At 72.8% G+C, this 19697-nt stretch carries 17 protein-coding genes and 1 rRNA gene; 5 read left to right on the forward strand and 13 right to left on the reverse strand.

Translation table 11 applies throughout. From position 1 onward, the window contains the following. Nucleotides 1-21 precede the first annotated feature (21 nt). A complete protein-coding gene (locus ACZ470_RS37610) occupies nt 22-1671 on the reverse strand; it encodes a CTP synthase (protein ID WP_468434461.1) in 1650 nt (549 codons plus the stop codon). 463 nt (nt 1672-2134) lie between these two features. Here ACZ470_RS37610 and ACZ470_RS37615 point away from each other — a divergent pair, with 463 nt between their 5' ends. After that, a complete protein-coding gene (locus tag ACZ470_RS37615) occupies nt 2135-3937 on the forward strand; it encodes a glycoside hydrolase family 15 protein (protein WP_468434476.1) in 1803 nt (600 codons plus the stop codon). Nucleotides 3938-3943: 6 nt separating this feature from the next. On the opposite strand, the gene ACZ470_RS37620 is transcribed toward ACZ470_RS37615, so the two are convergent. Further along, nucleotides 3944-4900, reverse strand: a complete 957-nt coding sequence (locus ACZ470_RS37620; protein ID WP_468434462.1) for an LLM class F420-dependent oxidoreductase — start codon at nt 4898-4900, stop codon at nt 3944-3946. Between the two features lie 77 nt (nt 4901-4977). Here ACZ470_RS37620 and ACZ470_RS37625 point away from each other — a divergent pair, with 77 nt between their 5' ends. Further along, the gene (locus tag ACZ470_RS37625; RefSeq protein ID WP_468434463.1) at nt 4978-6609 is read left to right on the forward strand and encodes a PucR family transcriptional regulator; all 1632 of its coding nucleotides are present in this window, start codon (nt 4978-4980) and stop codon (nt 6607-6609) included. 17 nt (nt 6610-6626) lie between these two features. Here the strand turns inward: ACZ470_RS37625 and ACZ470_RS37630 are convergent, their stop codons facing one another. The 5 genes from ACZ470_RS37630 to ACZ470_RS37650 all read right to left on the reverse strand — a co-directional run bounded on the left by ACZ470_RS37630 (nt 6627) and on the right by ACZ470_RS37650 (nt 11860). Continuing rightward, entirely contained in the window at nt 6627-7745 is a 1119-nt protein-coding gene (locus tag ACZ470_RS37630) for a glycosyltransferase family 4 protein (RefSeq protein WP_468434464.1), read from the reverse strand. A gap of 227 nt (nt 7746-7972) precedes the next feature. Beyond that, nucleotides 7973-9691: a DNA repair protein RecN gene (gene recN / locus ACZ470_RS37635; RefSeq protein ID WP_468434477.1), complete on the reverse strand. Its 1719-nt coding sequence runs from the start codon at nt 9689-9691 to the stop codon at nt 7973-7975. A 168-nt stretch (nt 9692-9859) separates the two neighbouring features. After that, nucleotides 9860-10765, reverse strand: coding sequence for an NAD kinase (locus tag ACZ470_RS37640; protein ID WP_468434465.1), 906 nt, complete (start codon nt 10763-10765; stop codon nt 9860-9862). Continuing rightward, nucleotides 10762-11577 carry a TlyA family RNA methyltransferase gene (locus ACZ470_RS37645; RefSeq protein WP_468434466.1) on the reverse strand — a complete coding sequence of 272 codons (816 nt, stop codon included), beginning with the start codon at nt 11575-11577 and terminating at the stop codon, nt 10762-10764. The genes ACZ470_RS37640 and ACZ470_RS37645 overlap by 4 nt, the downstream gene beginning before the upstream one ends. Nucleotides 11578-11584: 7 nt before the next feature. Continuing rightward, nucleotides 11585-11860, reverse strand: a complete 276-nt coding sequence (locus tag ACZ470_RS37650) for a hypothetical protein (protein WP_468434467.1) — start codon at nt 11858-11860, stop codon at nt 11585-11587. Between the two features lie 42 nt (nt 11861-11902). Between ACZ470_RS37650 and ACZ470_RS37655 the strand changes: the two genes are divergently transcribed. After that, nucleotides 11903-12250, forward strand: coding sequence for a sterol-binding protein (locus ACZ470_RS37655; protein WP_468434468.1), 348 nt, complete (start codon nt 11903-11905; stop codon nt 12248-12250). Here ACZ470_RS37655 and ACZ470_RS37660 read toward each other — a convergent pair. The 4 genes from ACZ470_RS37660 to ACZ470_RS37675 all read right to left on the reverse strand — a co-directional run bounded on the left by ACZ470_RS37660 (nt 12234) and on the right by ACZ470_RS37675 (nt 16304). Continuing rightward, on the reverse strand, nt 12234-13115 hold the full coding sequence (locus ACZ470_RS37660; RefSeq protein ID WP_468434469.1) for an ABC transporter ATP-binding protein: 882 nt from the start codon (nt 13113-13115) through the stop codon (nt 12234-12236). The two genes, ACZ470_RS37655 and ACZ470_RS37660, sit on opposite strands and share 17 nt — an antisense overlap. After that, nucleotides 13112-14149, reverse strand: a complete 1038-nt coding sequence (locus ACZ470_RS37665) for a FecCD family ABC transporter permease (RefSeq protein WP_468434470.1) — start codon at nt 14147-14149, stop codon at nt 13112-13114. Before ACZ470_RS37665 ends, ACZ470_RS37660 begins: the two co-directional genes overlap by 4 nt. Then, a complete protein-coding gene (locus ACZ470_RS37670; protein ID WP_468434471.1) occupies nt 14146-15189 on the reverse strand; it encodes a FecCD family ABC transporter permease in 1044 nt (347 codons plus the stop codon). Before ACZ470_RS37670 ends, ACZ470_RS37665 begins: the two co-directional genes overlap by 4 nt. Nucleotides 15190-15275: 86 nt before the next feature. Further along, entirely contained in the window at nt 15276-16304 is a 1029-nt protein-coding gene (locus ACZ470_RS37675) for an HAD hydrolase-like protein (protein WP_468434472.1), read from the reverse strand. A 72-nt stretch (nt 16305-16376) separates the two neighbouring features. On the opposite strand from ACZ470_RS37675, the gene ACZ470_RS37680 reads away from it, so the two are divergent. Further along, nucleotides 16377-17669, forward strand: a complete 1293-nt coding sequence (locus ACZ470_RS37680) for a DUF1015 domain-containing protein (protein ID WP_468434473.1) — start codon at nt 16377-16379, stop codon at nt 17667-17669. A gap of 58 nt (nt 17670-17727) precedes the next feature. Here ACZ470_RS37680 and ACZ470_RS37685 read toward each other — a convergent pair whose 3' ends face one another. Next, on the reverse strand, nt 17728-18465 hold the full coding sequence (locus ACZ470_RS37685) for a tetratricopeptide repeat protein (RefSeq protein ID WP_468434478.1): 738 nt from the start codon (nt 18463-18465) through the stop codon (nt 17728-17730). A gap of 57 nt (nt 18466-18522) precedes the next feature. Here ACZ470_RS37685 and ACZ470_RS37690 point away from each other — a divergent pair, with 57 nt between their 5' ends. Continuing rightward, entirely contained in the window at nt 18523-19518 is a 996-nt protein-coding gene (locus ACZ470_RS37690) for a hypothetical protein (RefSeq protein WP_468434479.1), read from the forward strand. An 87-nt stretch (nt 19519-19605) separates the two neighbouring features. Here ACZ470_RS37690 and rrf read toward each other — a convergent pair. Beyond that, nucleotides 19606-19697, reverse strand: a 5S ribosomal RNA gene (rrf, locus tag ACZ470_RS37695); the annotation flags it as partial.

Raw genomic sequence — 19697 nt, forward strand, 5'->3', positions numbered from 1 at the left:
GCAACCGTACAACTGGGTGTGTTACTTCGAGATCTTCCGCTCGACCGCGGCCTTCACCAGGCCCGCGAAGAGCGGGTGCGGCCGGGTCGGGCGCGAGCGCAGCTCCGGGTGCGCCTGGGTCGCGACCAGGTACGGGTGGACCTCGCGCGGGTACTCGACGTACTCGACGAGCTTGCCGTCCGGGGAGGTGCCGGAGAAGACGATGCCCGCCTTCTTCTCCAGCTCCGCGCGGTAGGCGTTGTTCACCTCGTAGCGGTGCCGGTGCCGCTCCTCGACGTACTCCTTGCCGTCGTACACCTCGCGCACGATCGAGCCCTCGGCCAGCTTGGCCGGATACATGCCGAGCCGCATGGTGCCGCCCATGTCGCCCTCACCGGCGACGATGTCCATCTGCTCGGCCATGGTGGAGATGACCGGGTGGGCGGTGCCCGGGTCGAACTCGGTGGAGTTGGCGTCGGAGATGTCCGCGAGGCTGCGCGCGGCCTCGATCACGATGCACTGGAGGCCCAGGCACAGGCCCAGCAGCGGGATCCGGTTCTCGCGGGCGAACTTGATCGCGCCGACCTTGCCGAGCACACCGCGGTCGCCGAAGCCGCCGGGGATGCAGATGGCGTCGACGTCACCGAGCTGCGCCTGGGCGCCCGCCGGGGTCTTGCAGTCGTCGGAGGTGACCCACTTGATCTTCACCCGGGCCTTGTTGGCGAAGCCGCCCGCGCGCAGCGCCTCGGTGACCGAGAGATAGGCGTCGGGCAGGTCGATGTACTTGCCGACCAGCGCCATGACGATCTCGTGCTCGGGGTTGTGGACGCGGTCGAGCAGGTCGTCCCAGGTCGTCCAGTCCACGTCCCGGAACGGCAGGTCCAGCTTGCGGACGACATAGGCGTCCAGGCCCTCCGCGTGCACGACCTTGGGGATGTCGTAGATCGAGCGGGCGTCGGGACAGGCGACCACGGCGGCCTCGTCGACGTCGCACATCAGCGAGATCTTCCGCTTGATCGCGGTCGGCACCTCGCGGTCGCAGCGCAGCACGATCGCGTCCGGCTGGATACCGATGTTGCGCAGCGCCGCAACCGAGTGCTGGGTCGGCTTCGTCTTCAGCTCACCCGAGGGGCCGATGTACGGCAGGAGCGAGATGTGCACCACGAACACGTTGTCGCGGCCGACCTCGTGCCGGACCTGGCGGACGGTCTCCAGGAACGGCAGCGACTCGATGTCGCCGACCGTGCCGCCGACCTCCGTGATCACGACGTCGACCTCGTCGGTCGCCATGCGCCGGATGCGGTGCTTGATCTCGTTGGTGATGTGCGGGATGACCTGCACGGTGTCGCCCAGGTACTCGCCGCGCCGCTCCTTGGCGATGACGGTCGAGTACACCTGGCCTGTAGTGACGTTTGCGGAGCCGTCCAAGTCACGGTCAAGGAACCGCTCGTAGTGTCCGATGTCCAGGTCGGTCTCGGCGCCGTCGTTGGTGACGAAGACCTCACCGTGCTGGAAGGGGTTCATCGTGCCCGGATCGACGTTCAGATACGGGTCCAGCTTCTGCATCACGACGCGCAGACCCCGGGCCTTGAGCAGCATGCCCAGGCTGGAGGCGGTGAGCCCCTTGCCGAGCGAGGAGGCGACACCCCCGGTGACGAAGATGTGCTTGGTCGTCGAAGATTTGGGCGGCATGGCCAAGAGGGGGCTCCCGTGGTCGCGGCGTGTGAGTGCGGTTCCGGGGCTTTCTGGCCCACCGGTCCACGGGCTACCAGCGTATCAGCGCCGCGCGGGGATGGCTCCCGGCCACGCTCCGCACACGCGCCGCCACGCGTCCGTACCGCGCACAGAACCCTCACGCCGTGGTCACTCCTTCGGCGGAGCCGGGTTCTCCGGAGCGGCACACAGATCAACTTGGTGCGTCGTATCCTGCTCGGACACTCGCTGCCGAGCCCGGCCGGCCGAACGGCACCACCCCCCGCCCGTGACTGCCGGAACAACGTGAGCTCGTCAGTTCGTTGAACTTGGGTTGGCGCTTTGCGTTCACCGCTGAGCGACTGCTTTGCTTCACAGCTCAACGACGCATTTCAAAAACCCCTTGACCGCACTAGCGACAACCCCCTTGAGGGGTGACGTGGCCGTTCGACTGGAGTTGCACGTGGCCGGGCGCATCGAAGACTACGCACTCATCGGAGACATGCAGACCGCTGCCCTGGTCTGCCGGGACGGCACAGTCGACTGGCTGTGCCTGCCCCGCTTCGACTCGCACGCCATCTTCGCCGGCCTGCTGGGCACCGAGGAGCACGGCTTCTGGCGGCTGGGGCCCGCCCACGCCGCCGAGGCGGAGCCGCCCCGCGCCACCCGGCGCGGCTACCGCGGCGACTCGCTGATCCTGGAGTCGGAGTGGGACACCCCGCGCGGCACGGTCCGGGTGACGGATTTCATGCCCCCGCGCGACGGCGCCCCGCAGCTGATCAGGATCGTGGAGGGCGTCTCGGGCCGGGTGCCCATGCGCTCGGCGCTGCGGATGCGGTTCTCCTACGGCAGGATCGTCCCGTGGGTGCACCGGCACGAGGGCCGCACGGTCGCCGTCGCGGGCCCGGACTCCGTGTGGTTCGACACCCCCGTCGACACCTACGGGCAGGCGCTGACCACGTACGCGGACTTCACCGTCTCGCCGGGCGAGCGGATCGCGTTCACCGTCTCCTGGGAGCCCTCGCACAAGCAGCCGCCGCCGCTGCCGGAGCCGGAGCAGTCACTGGAGGCGACCGAGGAGTTCTGGCGCGAGTGGGTGGAGCACTGTACGTACCACGGCCCCTACCGCGAGGCCGTGATCCGCTCCCTGATCACGCTGAAGGCACTGACGTACGCCCCGACCGGCGGCATCGTGGCCGCGCCCACCACCTCCCTGCCGGAGGACATCGGCGGCGTCCGCAACTGGGACTACCGCTACACCTGGCTGCGGGACGCGGCGATCACCCTGTCGTCGCTGCTGCGCACCGGCTACCGCGAGGAGGCCCGCGCCTGGCGCGAGTGGCTGCTCCGCGCGGTGGCGGGCGACCCGGAGAACCTCCAGATCATGTACGGCATCGCCGGTGAGCGCGAGCTCGGCGAGGCGGAGCTGGACTGGCTGCCCGGCTACGAGAACTCCGCCCCGGTCCGGGTGGGCAACGGCGCCGCGCACCAGCTCCAGCTGGATGTGTACGGCGAGGTCACCGAGGCCCTGCACCTGGCCCACATGACCGGTCTGGCCCGCAACGACTACGCCTCACTGCTCCAGCTGAAGCTGATCCGCTACCTGGAGAAGCACTGGCAGGAGCCGGACGAGGGCATCTGGGAGGTGCGCGGCCCGCGCCGCCACTTCGTGCACTCCAAGGTGATGGCCTGGGTCGCCGTCGACCGCACCATCAAGCTCATCGAGTCCGGCGACGCCGACGGCCCGCTGGAGCAGTGGAAGCAGCTGCGCGACGACATCCACCGGGACGTGTGCGAGAAGGGCTACGACAAGGAACGCAACACCTTCACGCAGTCCTACGGCTCGAAGGAGCTGGACGCCTCACTGCTGCTGATCCCGCAGATGGGCTTCCTGCCGCCGGACGACAAGCGGGTGATCGGCACCATCGAGGCGATCCAGCGCGAGCTGTCCACGTCCGACGGCTTCATCCTGCGCTACCCCACGGAGGGGCAGCACGAGGGTGTCGACGGCCTGCCGGGCGACGAGGGCGCGTTCCTCGCCTGCTCGTTCTGGATGGCCGACGACCTGGCGATGATCGGCCGGGTCGACGAGGCCCGCAAGCTGTTCGAGAAGCTGCTGTCGCTGCGCAACGACCTCGGGCTGCTGGCGGAGGAATGGGACCCGCGGCTGAAGCGCCAGGTGGGCAACTTCCCGCAGGCGTTCAGTCATGTGCCGCTCATCGACACGGCGCTGCGCCTGACGGCCTCCGGGGCGTACGGGGGCTGAGCGCGGCTACCGGGGCGCGAGCGCCGTCAGGGTCCGCTCGCCAGCCGGGTCGCCCGCCGTGGCCGGGACCAGGGCGATCTCGTCCAGTCCGGCCACCGCGTAGGCGTCCGCGCGGGCCCGTACGGCTTCGGGGGTGCCGACCAGGCCGACCGTGGCCGCCGCCTCGGCCGGCAGGGCCCGCAGCAGGGTGTCCGCGTCGGCACCGTCGCGGGCCAGATCGACCGCCTCGCCGAAGCCCGCCGCCGCGAACATCTCGCGGTAGCCGGGCACGGTGAGATAGCCGACGACGCCGCGCAGGATCTGGGTGAGCGAGGCCGGGTCGGGGTCGACGGCGGCGGGCACCCAGGCGGCCAGCCTCGGCGGGGTGCGGCCGGCCCGTCCGGCCGCGTCGAGCATCTTGGCCCGCAGGAGGCGGACCTGCTCCGGGGAGACGACGTCGAGGAGCATCCGGTCGGCGTGCGCGGCGGCCGTGGCGATCGCGCGGTCGCCGAACGCGGCCACCGTGAGCGGTCCGCCGGGCGGCCGCTGCCGGCGCCGGAATCCGCTGCCGGGCACGACCGGCTCGCCCGGCCTCCCGTGCAGCAGGACCCGCAGCGCGGCGGCCGTCTCCTCCAGCACGGCCGCCGGACGGACCCGGGGCCGGCCGTGCACACCCTCGACGACCCGCTTGCTGGACGTGCCCAGCGCCACCCCCACCGGGCGTCCGGTGACCGCCGCCGTCGAGGCGGCTCCCCGGGCGAGGCTGTACGGGTCGCGCACCGACACCGCCATCGGACCGGCCGTCAGGGCGATCCTTCCGGTGGCCCGCCCGACGGCCGTGGCCAGCACGAACGCGTCCCACGTCGGCCCCTCGCCGAGCCACACCTCGTCGTACCCGAGCCGGTCGGCGACCGCTGCCACCCGCAGCGGCTCGTCGACGGGGCTGTCGTCCTCCCGTGCCGCGGCGACCACACTGATGTCCATGGCCGCAACCCCTACCCCCTCGCCGCCTCGCGAACCCCGGCTGTGCGGGCGACATCCGCGCAGGTAGCGTCCCTGACATGGACAGCGGATACGACACCCGGGGCGCCGGGATCACCGTGCGGCGGGCGCTGGAGCTGCCCGGGCTGCGCAGTGGACTGCCCGAGGTCGTGGCGGGCGCCGACCGGCTCCAGCGCACGGTGCGCTGGGTGCACGCCGGTGAGGTGCCCAACATCGCCTCGCTGCTGAAGGGCGGCGAGCTGCTGCTGACCACCGGGTACGGGCTCGGCACCCGCCCGGCCGACCAGCGGGCGTTCGTGCGCACGCTGGCCGAGCGCGGCATCGCGGCCCTCGTGGTGGAGCTGGGCACCCGCTTCACCCGGCTGCCGCCCGCCCTCGTCGACTCGGCCCGGGCGGCGGGGCTGCCGCTGGTCCAGCTGCACCGCGAGGTGCCGTTCGTGACGGTCACCGAGGAGATCCACACCGAGATCGTCAACGGTCACTACGCGCTGCTGCAACGCGCGGAGGAGATGCACCGGCGGTGCACCGAGGCGCTGCTGGGCGGCGGCGGGGTCCCACAGGTGCTGGAGATCCTCGCCGGGTTCACCGGCAATCCGGTGTTCCTGGAGACGACCGACGGCCGGCTGCTGTACGCGGCCGGCGAGGGACCCGAGGGCGCGGACCCGCTCCAGGTGTGGGAGGGACTGCGCGACCGGCACCAGGACGACCCCCCGGCCGGCTCGGCGCTGGTGGACGTGCCGGGCGGCGGCCCCGGCAGCGGCGGCGTACGGGCCCGTCTGGTGCTGTTGCCGGTGCGGAATCCGCCGGAGCCGGTGCACCGCATGGCGGCCGAGCGGGCGGCGGGTCTGCTCGCCGTGGTGCTGATGCAGGCCCGGCAGGAGGAGGAGCTGGCGGCGCGGGGGCGCGGGGACTTCCTCACCGACCTCGCGGAGGGCCGCGTCGGCGCGGCGGACGCGCCCGCGCAGGCGCGCGTGCTGGGCTTCAAGCCGGGCTCCGGCCCGCTGCTGCCGGTGGTGATGCGGCTCGGCGACGCCCTGTCCCCGCAGGGGGGAGGCTGGGCCGTGCTGGCCCGCGCGGTGGGCGAGGAACTGGCGTCCCTCGGGGCGCCGGTCCTGCTGGGCGTGCGGCCGGTCGAGGGGCGGGTGCCGCTGCTGCTGGGGCTGCGCGCCGAGGCGGAGCGGCCGGCGCTCGCGGACCGGGTGGCGGCGGCGCTGCGGGCGGGTGTGGAGCGTGCGGGCATGCTGCGGCCGGGCGGCAGGCCGCCGGTCGTGGTGGTCGGGCCGGCCGGCGACTGGGCGGCGGCCTCCACGGGCCTGCGGCACGCGGCGGAGACGGCGACGGCGGCGCAGGGCCTCCCGGACCGCCCCTGGTACGACGCCCGCCGGCTGGACATCGACCTGCTGCTGTGGCGGCTGCGCGACCACCCGGACCTGGCGGCCTTCGTGGACCGCGCGATCGGTCCGGTGCTGGACCACGACCTCCGCTCCAAGCCGTCGCTGCTGCCCACCCTGGAGACCTATCTGGCGCACGCGGGACGCAAGGCGGAGACGGCCCGCGAACTCCATCTGAACCGGCAGACGCTCTACAACAGGCTTGCCCGCATCGGTGAGTTGCTGGGCACCGACCTCGACGATCCGCACACCGTCCTCGCCCTGAGCCTGGCGCTCCGGGCCCGACGGCACGTGCCCTGAACGAGGGGCGGGCCACGTCAGAGCGGCCGGAGCTGCGTCAATTCGTCGTAGACGCTGAGCACTTGGGCGACCGTCTCGTCCTCCGTCGGCCAGCCGGCCGCCTGCCGCACGCCCCGCTCCTTGAGCAACTCCCGGCGGTGGGGATCGTCCAGCAGCCGTACGACGGCGTCGGCGAGGGCCCGCGCGTTGCCGTACGGGACGAGCTCGGCGGCGTCGCCGACGAGTTCGGGGATGCCGCCCACCTCGGTCGCGACGAGCGGCACGCGAGCGTGGAGGGCCTCCTGGGCGAGCGGGGAGCGTGACTCCCAGCGGCTCGGCAGCAGCGCGACATCGGCGGCGGCGAGCAGGTCGCGGATGTCGTCGCGCCGGCCGATGAGCCGGACCGGGAGCTCCTCGTCCTCGATCCTGCGCTGGAGTTCGCCGCGCAGCGGCCCCTCCCCGGCGATCACCACCAGGGGAACGGGGTCGAGGCGCCGCCAGGCGTGGGTGGCGTCCAGCAGGACGTCGTAGCCCCGGTGCCGTTCGAGGGAGCCGACGGCGATGAGCAACGGGCGTCCGATGGCGCCGAGTTCGGCCCGCACCTTGGGCCGCAGCAGGTCGGGGTCGTCCGGCACCGGGCAGGTGCGGGGCCCCGGGAGGGACACAGCGGCCAGCCGCGCGTCCCGCGCTCCCGCGCGGCGCGCCCGGTCGACGAGGGCGGAGGTCGTGCCGAGCACCACCGTGGCCGCCCTGACGACCCGCCGCTCCAGCACGCGCAGGAAGTGGGCGCGCGGCCCCTCGGCGTGCGCCCGGTCGTGCCAGGTGACGATGAGCGGGGTGCGCCGGCCTCCGAGGGCGAGCACGGTCCGGAAGGAGGCGTGCAGCCCGTGCGCGTGCACCAGGTCGGCGCCGGTGCAGGCGGCCCGCAGCGCGGCCACCGATGCCGGGTCGCTGCTGCGCGGCACGTGCACGTGGTCGGCGCCGGCGCCGGTGAAGTCGTAGGTGTGATCCGCCTCGACGGGGGCGCACACCGTGACCCGCACGCCCCTGGCGACGAGCCCCGCGGCCAGCGAGCGCACATGGGCGCTGCTCGCGGCGTTGCCACCGCCCAGCACCTGCACGGTGCGCAGCGGTGAGGGGCTGCTCACGGGGGTCACGTGGCCGGGCTCCTGGTTCGGTTCGTGCGTCACGAAGAACGTACAGAAGGATCGGGCGAGGGCCGGTACCGCGCGGATTCCTCCATGTACTCCGTCAAGGATGCCAGTACGTACGGCCGTTCCGGGAACGGCGGACGCGAGGGGTCGGGGCGACACGGGAGAGTGTTCACCCACACGGGTGACGGAGGGCTCGGCTCCGGAGCGGGCCCTCCGTCACGTTCCCCCGGCTACACGTCCGCCCGGGCCGTCGCCAGCAGTTCCTCCGCGTGCGCGCGGGCCGTCTCGGAGTCCTCCTGGCCGGCGAGCATGCGGGACAGTTCGCGGATGCGGTCCTCTCCTTCGAGCACCTTCACACCGGACCGGGTGACCGAGCCGTCGTTGGTCTTCTCGACCAGCAGCTGCCGGTCCGCGAACGCGGCCACCTGGGGCAGGTGGGTGACGACCACGACCTGCGCGCTCTTCGCCAGCTTCGCGAGCCGCCGGCCGATCTCCACCGCCGCCTTGCCGCCGACACCGGCGTCGACCTCGTCGAAGAGGTACGTCGGCACGGGATCCGTCCCCGCGAACACCACCTCCACGGCCAGCATCACGCGTGACAGCTCACCGCCCGACGCGCCCTTGGCGATGGGCCGGGGCGGCGCCCCGGGGTGCGGGGCGAGCAGCAGCTCGACCTCGTCCACGCCCGACGGCCCGTAGGCCACCGTGCGCCCGCCCACCTCGACGCCCTCCGGGTCCTCGGTCTGCCGGATGTCGAACGACACGCGGGCGTGCGGCATGGCGAGCGAGGCCAGCTCGGCGGTCACCGCCGCCGCGAACCGCTCCGCCGCCTCCGTCCGCGCGTCGGTCAGCTCCTGGGCCAGGGCGCCCAGTTCGGAACGGAGCGCGTCGCGTTCGGCGGTGAGTTCACCGATCCGCTCGTCGTCGCCGTCCAGTTCGGTCAGCCGCGCGGCGCCCTGCTCGGCCCACGCCAGCACCGACGCGACGTCCTCGCCGTATTTCCGGGTCAGCCCGGTGAGCGCGGCCCGCCGCTCCTCGACCGCCGCCAGCCGCAGCGGATCGGCGTCCAGGTCGTCGGCGTACCCCGCCAGCTCCCCGGCGACGTCCCGCAGCAGGATGCCGATCTCCCCGATCCGGTCGGACAGCGCGGCCAGCGCCGGATCGTGCGCCCGTACGGCCTCCAGGGCCCGCTGGGCGCCCACGACGAGCGTCCCGGCGTCGACGCCCTCGGGGTCCTCCGGGTTGCCCGCGAGGGCGGCGTGCGCGACCGCCGCGGCGGACGCCAGCGCCTCGGCGTGCCCGAGCCGCTCCGCCTCCTCCGCCAGCTCCACGTCCTCGCCCGCGCGGGGCTCCACGGCGGCGATCTCCTCGAGCCCGAAGCGCAGCATGTCGGCCTCCTGGGCCCGCTCACGCGCACGCGTGGTGATCTGTTCCAGCTCCGTGGTCACCGCCCGCAGCCGCTTGTACGCCTCGGCGTACTTGCCGAGCGGCACGGCGACCGCGTACCCGGCGTACCGGTCGAGCGCCTGCCGCTGCCGGGACAGCTTCAGCAGCCCCTGCTGGTCGGTCTGACCGTGCACCGCCACGAGGTCGTCGGCGAGCTCGGCGAGCAGCCCCACGGGCACGCTCCGCCCGCCCAGGTGCGCCCGTGACCGCCCCTCGGCGGAAACGGTCCGGCTGACCAGCAGTGTCCCGTCGTCGAGCTCGGCCCCGGCCTCCTCGGCGCGAACGACGGCCGCGGCGCCCTCGGGCACGGCGATCCGTCCCTCGACGACCGCGTTCCGCGCGCCGATCCGCACCAGGGCCGCATCCGCCCGTCCGCCCAGCAGCAGGCCCAGGCTGGTGACCACCATGGTCTTGCCCGCACCCGTCTCCCCGGTGACGGCGGTGAAGCCGGGCGACAACTCGACGACAGCGTCATCGATGACCCCGAGCGACCGTATCCGCATCTCCTCAAGCACGCACTAGACCTTACGAGGTCCGACCCAAGGAGTGCGACCGCCCCGCCCTTGTCACCCGGGCGAGTGGAAGCGCCCCCTCAGGGGCGCGGGGAACTGCGCGAGCAACCACATACCACCCGCACTCGCCAACGCTCCGAAACCACCCCATCGAGATGGCTAATGCGGCGCCCCACGCCACCCGGACACGGGCAAGGCAAATTTCGCGACCAACCGGTCGGTAAAAGAAGCATGGTGCAACCGAGCCAGTCGCACCGGCACAGCCCCCCGCCGCACCTCCACCCGCGCCCCGACCGGCAGCTCGACGGTCCGCCGCCCGTCGCACCACAGCACCCCCGGAGGGACGTGCGGCAGCATTTCCACCGCCAGCACCGAGTCCGGCGAGGTCACCAGCGGCTTGGCGAACAGCGCGTGCGCCGAGATCGGCACCATCAGCAGCGCCTCGACCTCCGGCCACACCACGGGCCCACCCGCGGAGAACGCGTACGCCGTCGAGCCCGTGGGCGTGGCGCACACGATCCCGTCGCAGCCGAAGCCGGTGACCGGCCGTCCGTCGATCTCCAGGACGACCTCCAGCATCCGCTCTGCGGACACCTTCTGCACGGCCGCCTCGTTCAGCGCCCAGTCGGTGTGCACGATGTCGCCGTTGCGGTGCACGACCACATCCACGGTCATGCGTTCCTCGACCTCGTACGCCCGGCTCACCACCCGGTCGACGACCTTGTCCAGGTCGTCCCGCTCGGCCTCGGCGAGGAACCCGACCCGCCCGAGGTTGACGCCCAGCATGGGCACCCCGGAGGCGCGGGCGAACTCGGCGCCCCGCAGCAGCGTGCCGTCACCACCGAGGACGATCAGCAGCTCGCAGTCGTCCAGGCACTGCGGCGTGGCCTCCTTGACGGTCTCCACGTCCTCCGGCAACGGCAGGTCGCGTGCCTCGTCCTCCAGGACCCGCACTCCGAGCCCGGACCGCAGCAGCCCCTTGACCACGAGCTCGGCGCTGCGAATGGCCGCGGGCCGCCCGGTGTGGGCCAGCAGGAAAACAGTACGCGCTCGGTTCTGTGTCAACGCGGCCCCTCCGCCACTGCACGGTCAACGTCGGCCGGGTCCAGTTCCGGAGCCCCGGCCCGCAGCCACAGAAAGTATTCGACATTCCCGGAGGGTCCGGGCAGCGGGCTTGCCGTCACGCCCTTCGCTCCGAGCCCCAGCTCCCAGGCCTTGGCGGCCACCCCCCGCACGGCCTCGGCGCGCAGCTGCGGGCTGCGGACGACTCCGCCGCTGCCCAGCCGTTCCTTGCCCACCTCGAACTGCGGTTTCACCATCATCACCAGGTCGGCGTCCGGCTTCACGCACCCCTTCAGGGCGGGCAGCACCAGCCCGAGCGGGATGAAGGACAGATCCCCCACGACAAGATCCACAGGCTCCCCATCGATCACCTCGAGCGTCAACTCGCGTACGTTCGTACGGTCCTTGACGGTGACGCGTTCATCGTTGCGGAGAGACCAGGCGAGTTGTCCGTATCCGACGTCCACGGCGACCACGTGCGCGGCCCCGGCACGCAGCAGTACGTCGGTGAAGCCACCGGTGGAGGCGCCGGCGTCGAGCGCCCGCCGTCCCTCGACGACCAGCCCCTGCGGCACGAACGCCTCGAGGGCGCCGGCCAGCTTGTGGCCGCCGCGCGAGACGTAGTCCGGGTCGCCCTCGTCGGCGGTGACGACGATCGCGGCGGCGGTCTCCACCTGCGTGGCGGGCTTGGTCGCGACCGTCTTGCCGACACTGACCCGGCCCGCGGCGATCAGCTGGCTGGCGTGCTCGCGCGAGCGCGCGAGCTTACGGCGGACCAGCTCCGCGTCGAGACGGCGGCGTGCGACTCCTGCCACGTTCGGTTCAGCTCCTGTGTTCGTCAGGCCGTGGGGGCGCCGGAGGACCCGGGCGGGCGTCGAGCGCGGTGAGCGCGTCGCGCAGCCCCCGATGTACATCCTCGTACACCTCGACATGGCCGTCCGTGGTGAGGTGGTCGGCGTCGGCCAGCCGCTCCACGTGGGCGTCCACCTCGGGGTTCCCGGTGGGGGTGCGCGGCACGTTCAGGGGCGCGGGGGCGGCGGGGTCGTCGCCCCGGGGCGGCGCCTGCTCGGGCCCCGCCTCGGGCACTGCGTCGTTCATGCCCCGACGCTACCGCGAACGGCTGCGGTACCGTCGTCCGCGATGGCCACGATCGAGGAGTGCCGTACCGCACTCGACAAGCTTTCGGACAGCATGCAGAGCGCCGAGGGGGACGTCCGCACGGCCGCGGCGATGGACCGTTCGGTCAGCTGCCACATCACCGACCTGGACGTGACCTTCGCCGGCCGGCTCCAGGGCGGCCGGATCGAGGTGCACGACACGTTCCCCGGCCCGCCGCGCGAGAGGGCGCAGATACGGCTCGCCATGACGGGCGACGACCTGGTGGCCCTGGTCGACGGCGAACTGCACTTCGCCCGCGCCTGGGGTTCCGGCCGGGTGCGGCTGGAGGCGGGGCTGCGCGACCTCTTCCACCTCAGGAAGCTTCTGTAGCGCCCACCTTCCGCGCGGTCCCCTGCGGGCGTGCTTTACGGGCCGCCGGCACCACCAGCGGGGTGCCCGTCTCGGGGTCGTCGATGACTTGGCAGCGCAGCCCGAAGACCTCCTCGACCAGCCCTGCGGTGACGATGTCCTTCGGCGCGCCCTGGGCGATGACCTTCCCTCCGCGCAGGGCGATGAGATGGGTGGCGTACCGGGCGGCGTGGTTGAGGTCGTGCAGGACGGCGACGAGGGTGCGCCCCTGCTCCTCGTGCAGGTCCGCGCAGAGGTCCAGTACGTCGATCTGGTGCTGGATGTCGAGGAAGGTGGTCGGCTCGTCGAGCAGCAGCAGCGGCGTCTGCTGGGCCAGCGCCATGGCGATCCACACGCGCTGCCGCTGACCGCCGGAGAGTTCGTCGACGTAGCGCTCCGCGAGCTCGGCGACACCGGTGCGGGCCATCGACTCCTGGACGACGCGCTCGTCCTCGGCCGACCACTGGCGCAGCAGGCCCTGGTGCGGGTACCGGCCGCGGCCCACCAGGTCGCCGACCGTGATGCCGTCGGGCGCGATCGACGACTGGGGCAGCAGGCCGAGGGTGCGGGCGACCTTCTTCGCCGGCATCGACTGGATGACCTGCCCGTCGAGCAGGACCCGCCCCTCGCTCGGCCTGAGCATCCGCGACAGGGCCCGCAGCAGGGTTGACTTGCCGCACGCGTTGGGCCCGACGATCACGGTGAAGGAGTTGTCCGGTATCTCCACCGACAGCTGTTCGGCGATGACCCGCTGGTCGTAGGCCAGGGTGACGTTCTCGGCGGACAGTCGGTTCACGGTGCTCCTTCGGTGGTTCGGCGCGCTGCTGGTGGTGCCGCCGTCGCTCATATCCGGCCCGCCCTGCGCTCGGTGACCAGCAGCCACAGCAGATAGACGCCGCCGAGCACGCCGGTGACCACGCCCACGGGCAACTGGTCGGCGCCGAAGGCCCGTTGCGAGATCCAGTCGGCGGTGACCAGGAGGGCGGCGCCCATGCACAGCGACGCCGCCAGGTTCGGACCGGGCGAACGGGTCAGACGCCGGGCGAGCTGCGGCGCCGTGAGCGCGACGAAGCTGACCGGTCCGGCGGCGGCGGTCGCCGACGCGGTGAGCAGGACGGCCGACAGCATCAGCAGCAGCCGCACCCGCTCCACCCGCACACCGAGGGCGTACGAGGCGTCGTCGCCCATCTCCATCATCCGGAGCGCGCGGGAATTGGCGAGAACCAGCGGTACGAGGACGGCGCACAGGGCGAGCAGCGGCCAGACCTGGTCCCAGTCCCGGCCGTCGAGGGATCCGGTCATCCAGACGACCGCGCGGGCCGCGTCGACGATGTCGGACTTGGTCAGCAGATAGCCGTTGACCGCCGTGACGACCGCCGAGACACCGATGCCGACCAGGACCAGCCGATAGCCGTGCACGCCCCGCTTCCAGGCGAGGACGTAGATGGCGAGCCCGGTGACCAGTCCGCCGGCGAGGGCGCCGACGGCGACCTGGTTGGCGGTGCCGGAGAACAGCACGATCACCGTGAGGGCTCCGGCCGTCGCGCCCTGTCCGAGGCCGAGCACGTCCGGGCTGCCCAGCGGATTGCGGGAGATGGACTGGAACAGCGCGCCGCCGAGCCCGAGCGAGGCGCCGACGAGCAGCCCGACGAGGACGCGGGGCAGCCGCAGCTCGGTGACGATGAACTCCTGGCCGGCGTCGCCCTCGCCGACGAGGGTCGCCAGCACGTCGCCGGCGGGGATCGGGAAGTCGCCGGTGCCGATCAGGACCACGCCGGCGGTCAGCGCCGTGAGCAGGAGCAGGACGACGACGGTGAGGGCGCGCACGTCCAGCCGGACCGAGAGGCCGCCGGGGGTCCGCACCGCGCGGTTGGTCTTCACAGCTGGGCCGTCCTCCGCCGTCGTACGAGAAAGATGAAGACCGGGCCGCCGAGGATCGCGGTGACGATGCCGACCTGGAGCTCGGCCGGCCGGGCCACGATCCGGCCGATGACATCGGCGCCGAGCAGCAGCACGGGCGACAGGACCGCCGCGTACGGCAGGATCCAGCGCAGATCGGGTCCGGTGAAGGAGCGCACGATGTGCGGCACCATCAGCCCCACGAAGACGATCGGCCCGCAGGCCGCGGTCGCGGCCCCGCACAGCACGGTCGCGGCGAGCATGGACAGCGCCCGGGTGCGGTTGAGGTTGGCGCCGAGCGCCTTGGCGGTGTCGTCGCCCATGGCCACGGCGTTGAGCGGCCGGGCGAGCGCCAGCGCCAGCAGGGAACCGGCGAGCAGGAACGGCAGCACCTGCGTGATGGTCGCATTGCTTCCCGAGGCCAGCGAGCCCACGGTCCAGAACCGCATCCGGCCGAGGGCGGCGTCGTCGAGGATCATGATGGCCTGGAGGTAGCCGAACAGCGCCGCGCTGATGGCCGTACCCGCGAGCGCCAGCCGGACCGGCGTCGCGCCCCGGCTGCCGCCGAGGAACCACACCAGCGCGCCGACGGCCGCCGCACCGAAGAAGGCGAACCACACATATCCGGACAGTGAGGTGACGCCGAAGAAGGTGATGGCGGTGACGACGGCGGCGGACGCGCCCGCGTTGATGCCGAGCAGCCCGGGGTCGGCCAGGGGGTTGCGGGTGAGGGCCTGGAGCACCGAGCCCGCCAGGCCGAGCGCGGCGCCGACGAGCAGTCCGAGGACGGTTCGTGACAGCCTGTCCGCCACGACGACGTCTCCGTACGTACCCGAGTCCTCGAACAGGCCGTGCCAGACCTGCTCCAGGGACAGCTCCTTCGCCCCGACCGCGATGCTCGCCAACGCGACGAGCACCAGGATCACGACGGAGAGGAGCAGCCCTAGGGCGCGTATCGCCCGGCGGTTCGGGGGCGCGGGGGCGGTCTCCGCGCGCTGTTCGGGGGGACTCTCGACCAACACGCAGTTAGGTTAGCCTACCCTCGCATTCGATCACGATGGCCGGGCCCCGGACGGCGGCGACCTGTCCCAGGTGACCCGAGGGCCCCTCACACTCCCAGCCGGGCCAGCGCCTTGCCGCCGTCCAGCCCGCACACGCCCTCCCCGGCCGCCGTCCACGCCGCCGCGCACAGAGCCCGCAGCCCGTCCAGCGCGCCACCGTCGCCCTCCAGCTCCAGCTGCTCGGCACCGGCCCTCGCCGTCCAGCCACCGCAGCGGAACCCGTCCCCGGCCCCGACGACCTCCGGCTGCCCCGTGAGCATCCCGCGCAGATCGGCGTCCACATAGGTCGGCCGGTGCCGCGGGGGCGCCGCCAGCAGCTGCGCGCCGTCCGTCACCCCGGTCAGCACCAGCAGCGAGTCGACCCCGCCGTTGAACGCGCCCTCGATGTCCGTGTCCAGCCGGTCCCCCACCACCAGCGGCCGCTCGGCGCCCGTCCGCAGGATCGTCTCCCGGTGCATCGGCGGCAGCGGCTTCCCCGCGACCTGCGGCTCGGCACCCGTGGCGATCCGTACGACCTCCACCGCCGCGCCGTTGCCCGGGGCGATGCCCCGCCCGCTGGGAATGGTCAGGTCGGTGTTGGAGGCGAACCACGGCAGCCCGCGCGCCACGGCGTACGACGCCTCAGCGAACCGCCCCCACGGCAGCTCGGGCCCGCCGTACCCCTGGACGACCGCCACCGGGTCGTCGTCCGCCGACTCCACCGGCACGAGCCCGCGCTCGCGCAACGCCACCCGCAGCCCCTCACCGCCGATCACCAGCACCCGGGAGCCCTGCGGCACCTGCTCGCCGATCAGCCGCGCCACGGCCTGCGCGGAGGTGATGACGTCAGTCGCCTCCGCCGGTATCCCCAGCTCGGTCAGATGAGCCGCCACGACGTCCGGAGTACGCAGGGCGTTGTTCGTCACATAGGCGAGACGCATCCCTCCCGCGCGGGCCGTGGCGAGCGATTCGACCGCGTGCACGATCGCGCCGCCACCCGCGTACACCACACCGTCGAGGTCGAGCAGCGCCGTGTCGTACGCCTCGCTCAGGGCCTGCCCACTGCCCTCGGGCCTCGTCCTGACGCTCCGGCTCATTCCGCATCGCTCCTCGTTCGACGGCTTTCCCCCGATCATCCCCCATGCCACCGGCACCCGTACGATGCCGGGATGAACACTGCAGGTCACTCGACGGCAAAGGCGCCCCGGGGCCTGGAACTCACCCCGTTCCGAGGCCTTCGTTACGACCCCGACCGGGTCGGCAGCCTGGCCGCCGTGACATCCCCGCCGTACGACGTCGTCGTCCGCCCTGACGGCCTGCACCACCTCCAGTCCGCCGACCCGTACAACATCGTCCGGCTGATCCTCCCCGAGGCCGACTCACCCGGGGCCCGCAACGCCCAGGCCGCCGACACGCTGCGCCGCTGGCGCGCCGAGGGCGTACTGACCGCCGACCCGGAGCCCTGCCTGTACGTCTACGAGCAGCGCGACGGCGACGGCATGGTGCAGCGCGGCATCATCGGCGCGCTGCGCGTCTCCGACCCCGACGAGCGGCTGGTACTGCCGCACGAGGACGTCATGCCGCACATCGTCGCCGACCGCGCGGACCTGATGCGGGCCACCTCCGCCAACCTCGAACCCCTGCTGCTCACCTACCGGGGAGACGGCTCGGCTGGGGCCACGGCCGACCTGATCGAGCGCATGGCCGAGCGGCGGCCCCTCCTGGCGACCACCACCGAGGACGGCTTCCACCACCGCCTGTGGTCCGTCACCGACGCCGCCGACCTCGCCGCGATCCAGCGCGAACTCGCCGGCCACCAGGCGCTCATCGCCGACGGCCACCACCGCTGGGCGACCTACCGCCGTCTCCGCGCGGAGCATCCCTCCCCCAGCCCCTGGGACCACGGCCTGGTGCTCCTCGTGGACACGGCCCGCTATCCCCTGCGCGTCCGCGCCATCCACCGACTCCTGCACGATCTGCCGGTCGCGGACGCCGTGGCCGCACTCGACGGCCTGTTCCGCGTCCGCCGCCTCGACGGAACCCCGCTGCCCGAGGCGATGGCCGCCCTGGCCGAGGCGGCCTCGACGGGCAACGCCTTCCTGCTCGCCGGCGACGGCGCCTTCCATCTCGTGGACCGACCGGACCCCGACCTGCTGGCCCGCACGATCCCGGTCGGCCGTCCGGTGGCCTGGCGCACCCTGGACGCGACGGTCCTGCACGCCACGCTCCTCGACCACGTCTGGCGCGTCCCCGACTCGCCCGCCCACATCGCGTACATCCACGACACGGCCGCCACGGTCGACAAGGCGGAGCGCGACGGCGGCACGGCCGTCCTGATGCACCCCGTGCACGAGGACGTCGTCCGCGACCTCGCCCGCCAGGGTGTCACGATGCCGCGCAAGTCGACGTCGTTCGGCCCGAAACCGGCCTCGGGCCTGGTCCTGCGCGCACTCGACCTGTGACGAAGGGGCGGGCCTCCGGAGAGACCCGCCCCTTCACATCCGTTCCGCGTCCCGGACGTCAGTCCTTGTCGTCGTCCTCGACGTCCGCGTCCGCGCCCGCTTCGTCGCCCTCGCCCTCGTCGAGGGCGTCCACGAACTCCACGCCGTCCAGCTCGGCCAGCCGGTCGGAGGCGTCGGTGCTGCCGTCCCGGTCGGCCTCCACCGCCTTGGCGAACCACTCGCGTGCCTCGCCGTTCCGGCCGGCGGCGAGCAGCGCGTCGGCGTAGGCGTAGCGCAGCCGCGCGGTCCAGGGCTGCACGGAGTTGGACGCCAGCTCGGAACTCTGCAACGTCACGATCGCCGCGTCCAGCTGGCCCATGTCACGCCGGGCACCGGCCGCGACGAGCCGCATCTCGACCTGGCCTGCCTTGTCCAGCTTCTGCACCTCGGGCGCACCGGCCATGTCCAGCGCCTTCTCCGGCCGGCCGAGGCCACGCTCGCAGTCGGCCATGAGGGGCCACAGCTCCACGGTCCCGGTCATCCGCCGCGCGGCCCGGAACTCGGCGAGCGCCTCGGCGTACTTCTGGTTGGCGTACGCGGCGAAGCCGGCGGCCTCCCGTACGGCGGCGACACGCGACGCCAGCCGCAGGGCCACCCTGGAGTAGCCGTACGCGCCCTCGGGGTCCTCGTCGATCAGCCGGGCGACCATCACCAGGTTCTTGGCGACGTCCTCGGCGAGCGTCTTGGGCAGGCTCTGCAGTTCCTGGCGTACGTCCTTGTCGATCTCCTCGCCCGTGACGTCCTCGGGGATCGGCAGCCGCTTGATCGGCTCACGGTCGCGGTCCCGCTCCTCGCGGAACCGGCCACCGCCGCCGTGCCGGTCGTCACGCCCACGGAACCCTCCGGGCCGCCCACCGCGGTCGTCGCGCCGGGGCCCACGTCCCCCACGGTCGTCCCGGCCACGGAATCCGCCGCGCTCACCGCGGTTGTCGTCCCGGCCGCGGAACCCACCGCGGTCGCCGCGGTCGCCCCGGTCGTCGCGGCGGAACGCGGGACGGTCATCGCGGCGGTCATCACGACGGTCATCGCGGCGGTCGTCGCGACGGAACGCGGGACGGTCGCCACCTCGGTCATCACGACGGTCATCGCGGCGGTCGTCGCGACGGAACGCGGGACGGTCGCCACCTCGGTCATCACGACGGTCGTCACGCCGGTCGTCACGACGGAAACCGCCCCGATCCCGGTCGTCACGACGCGGAGCACGGTCACGGTCGTCCCGACGCCCGTACCCACCACCACGGTTGTCGTCACGCCGGCTGTCGCGCCGGTCGTCCCGACGATCATCCCTCCGGTCGTCGCGGCGGTCATCACGACGGTCGTCACGACGGTCGTCGCGGCGGAACGAGGGGCGGTCACCACGGTCATCGCGGCGGAAGGACGGACGGCTGCCGCGGTCGTCGCGACGGAACGCGGGACGGTCACCACCTCGGTCATCACGACGGTCGTCACGCCGGTCGTCACGACGGAAACCGCCCCGATCCCGGTCGTCACGACGCGGAGCACGGTCACGGTCGTCCCGACGCCCGTACCCACCACCACGGTTGTCGTCACGGCGGAAGCCACCGCGCTGCCCGCGGTCGTCACCTCGACGGTCATCACGACGGTCGTCGCGGCGCTCATCTCGGCGGTCATCTCGGCGGAAGCCACCTCGATCGCGGTCGCCACCGCCTTCACGACGGCCCTGACCTGCGCGGTCGTTGTCGCGACGGAAACCGCCACGATCCCCGCGCTGGCCGCTCCGGCCACCACTGTCCCGTCGGCGCTGGTCGCGCTCCGGTCGGTCGTCGGGAGAGTTGGTGGACATGGGTGACTCCTGTCTTCGGTACCGCAAGCATAAATAAAAAAGGACCCCTGGCCCCAGCTGAACGCTGGAGACCAGGGGTCCCTTCCAAAGATTGTTCGGCGGCGTCCTACTCTCCCACAGGGTCCCCCCTGCAGTACCATCGGCGCTGTAAGGCTTAGCTTCCGGGTTCGGAATGTAACCGGGCG

The organism is Streptomyces sp. NPDC031111 (assembly GCF_055570675.1).

Bases quoted from the DNA above. Each gene is read 5' to 3' on its own strand.
- recN (WP_468434477.1), bottom strand. From the start codon at position 9,691: ATGCGGATACGGTCGCTCGGGGTCATCGATGACGCTGTCGTCGAGTTG.
- ACZ470_RS37680 (WP_468434473.1), top strand. From the start codon at position 16,377: ATGAACACTGCAGGTCACTCGACGGCAAAGGCGCCCCGGGGCCTGGAA.
- ACZ470_RS37660 (WP_468434469.1), bottom strand. From the start codon at position 13,115: ATGAGCGACGGCGGCACCACCAGCAGCGCGCCGAACCACCGAAGGAGC.
- ACZ470_RS37625 (WP_468434463.1), top strand. From the start codon at position 4,978: ATGGACAGCGGATACGACACCCGGGGCGCCGGGATCACCGTGCGGCGG.
- ACZ470_RS37610 (WP_468434461.1), bottom strand. From the start codon at position 1,671: ATGCCGCCCAAATCTTCGACGACCAAGCACATCTTCGTCACCGGGGGT.
- ACZ470_RS37620 (WP_468434462.1), bottom strand. From the start codon at position 4,900: ATGGACATCAGTGTGGTCGCCGCGGCACGGGAGGACGACAGCCCCGTC.
- ACZ470_RS37655 (WP_468434468.1), top strand. From the start codon at position 11,903: ATGGCCACGATCGAGGAGTGCCGTACCGCACTCGACAAGCTTTCGGAC.
- ACZ470_RS37650 (WP_468434467.1), bottom strand. From the start codon at position 11,860: ATGAACGACGCAGTGCCCGAGGCGGGGCCCGAGCAGGCGCCGCCCCGG.
- ACZ470_RS37675 (WP_468434472.1), bottom strand. From the start codon at position 16,304: ATGAGCCGGAGCGTCAGGACGAGGCCCGAGGGCAGTGGGCAGGCCCTG.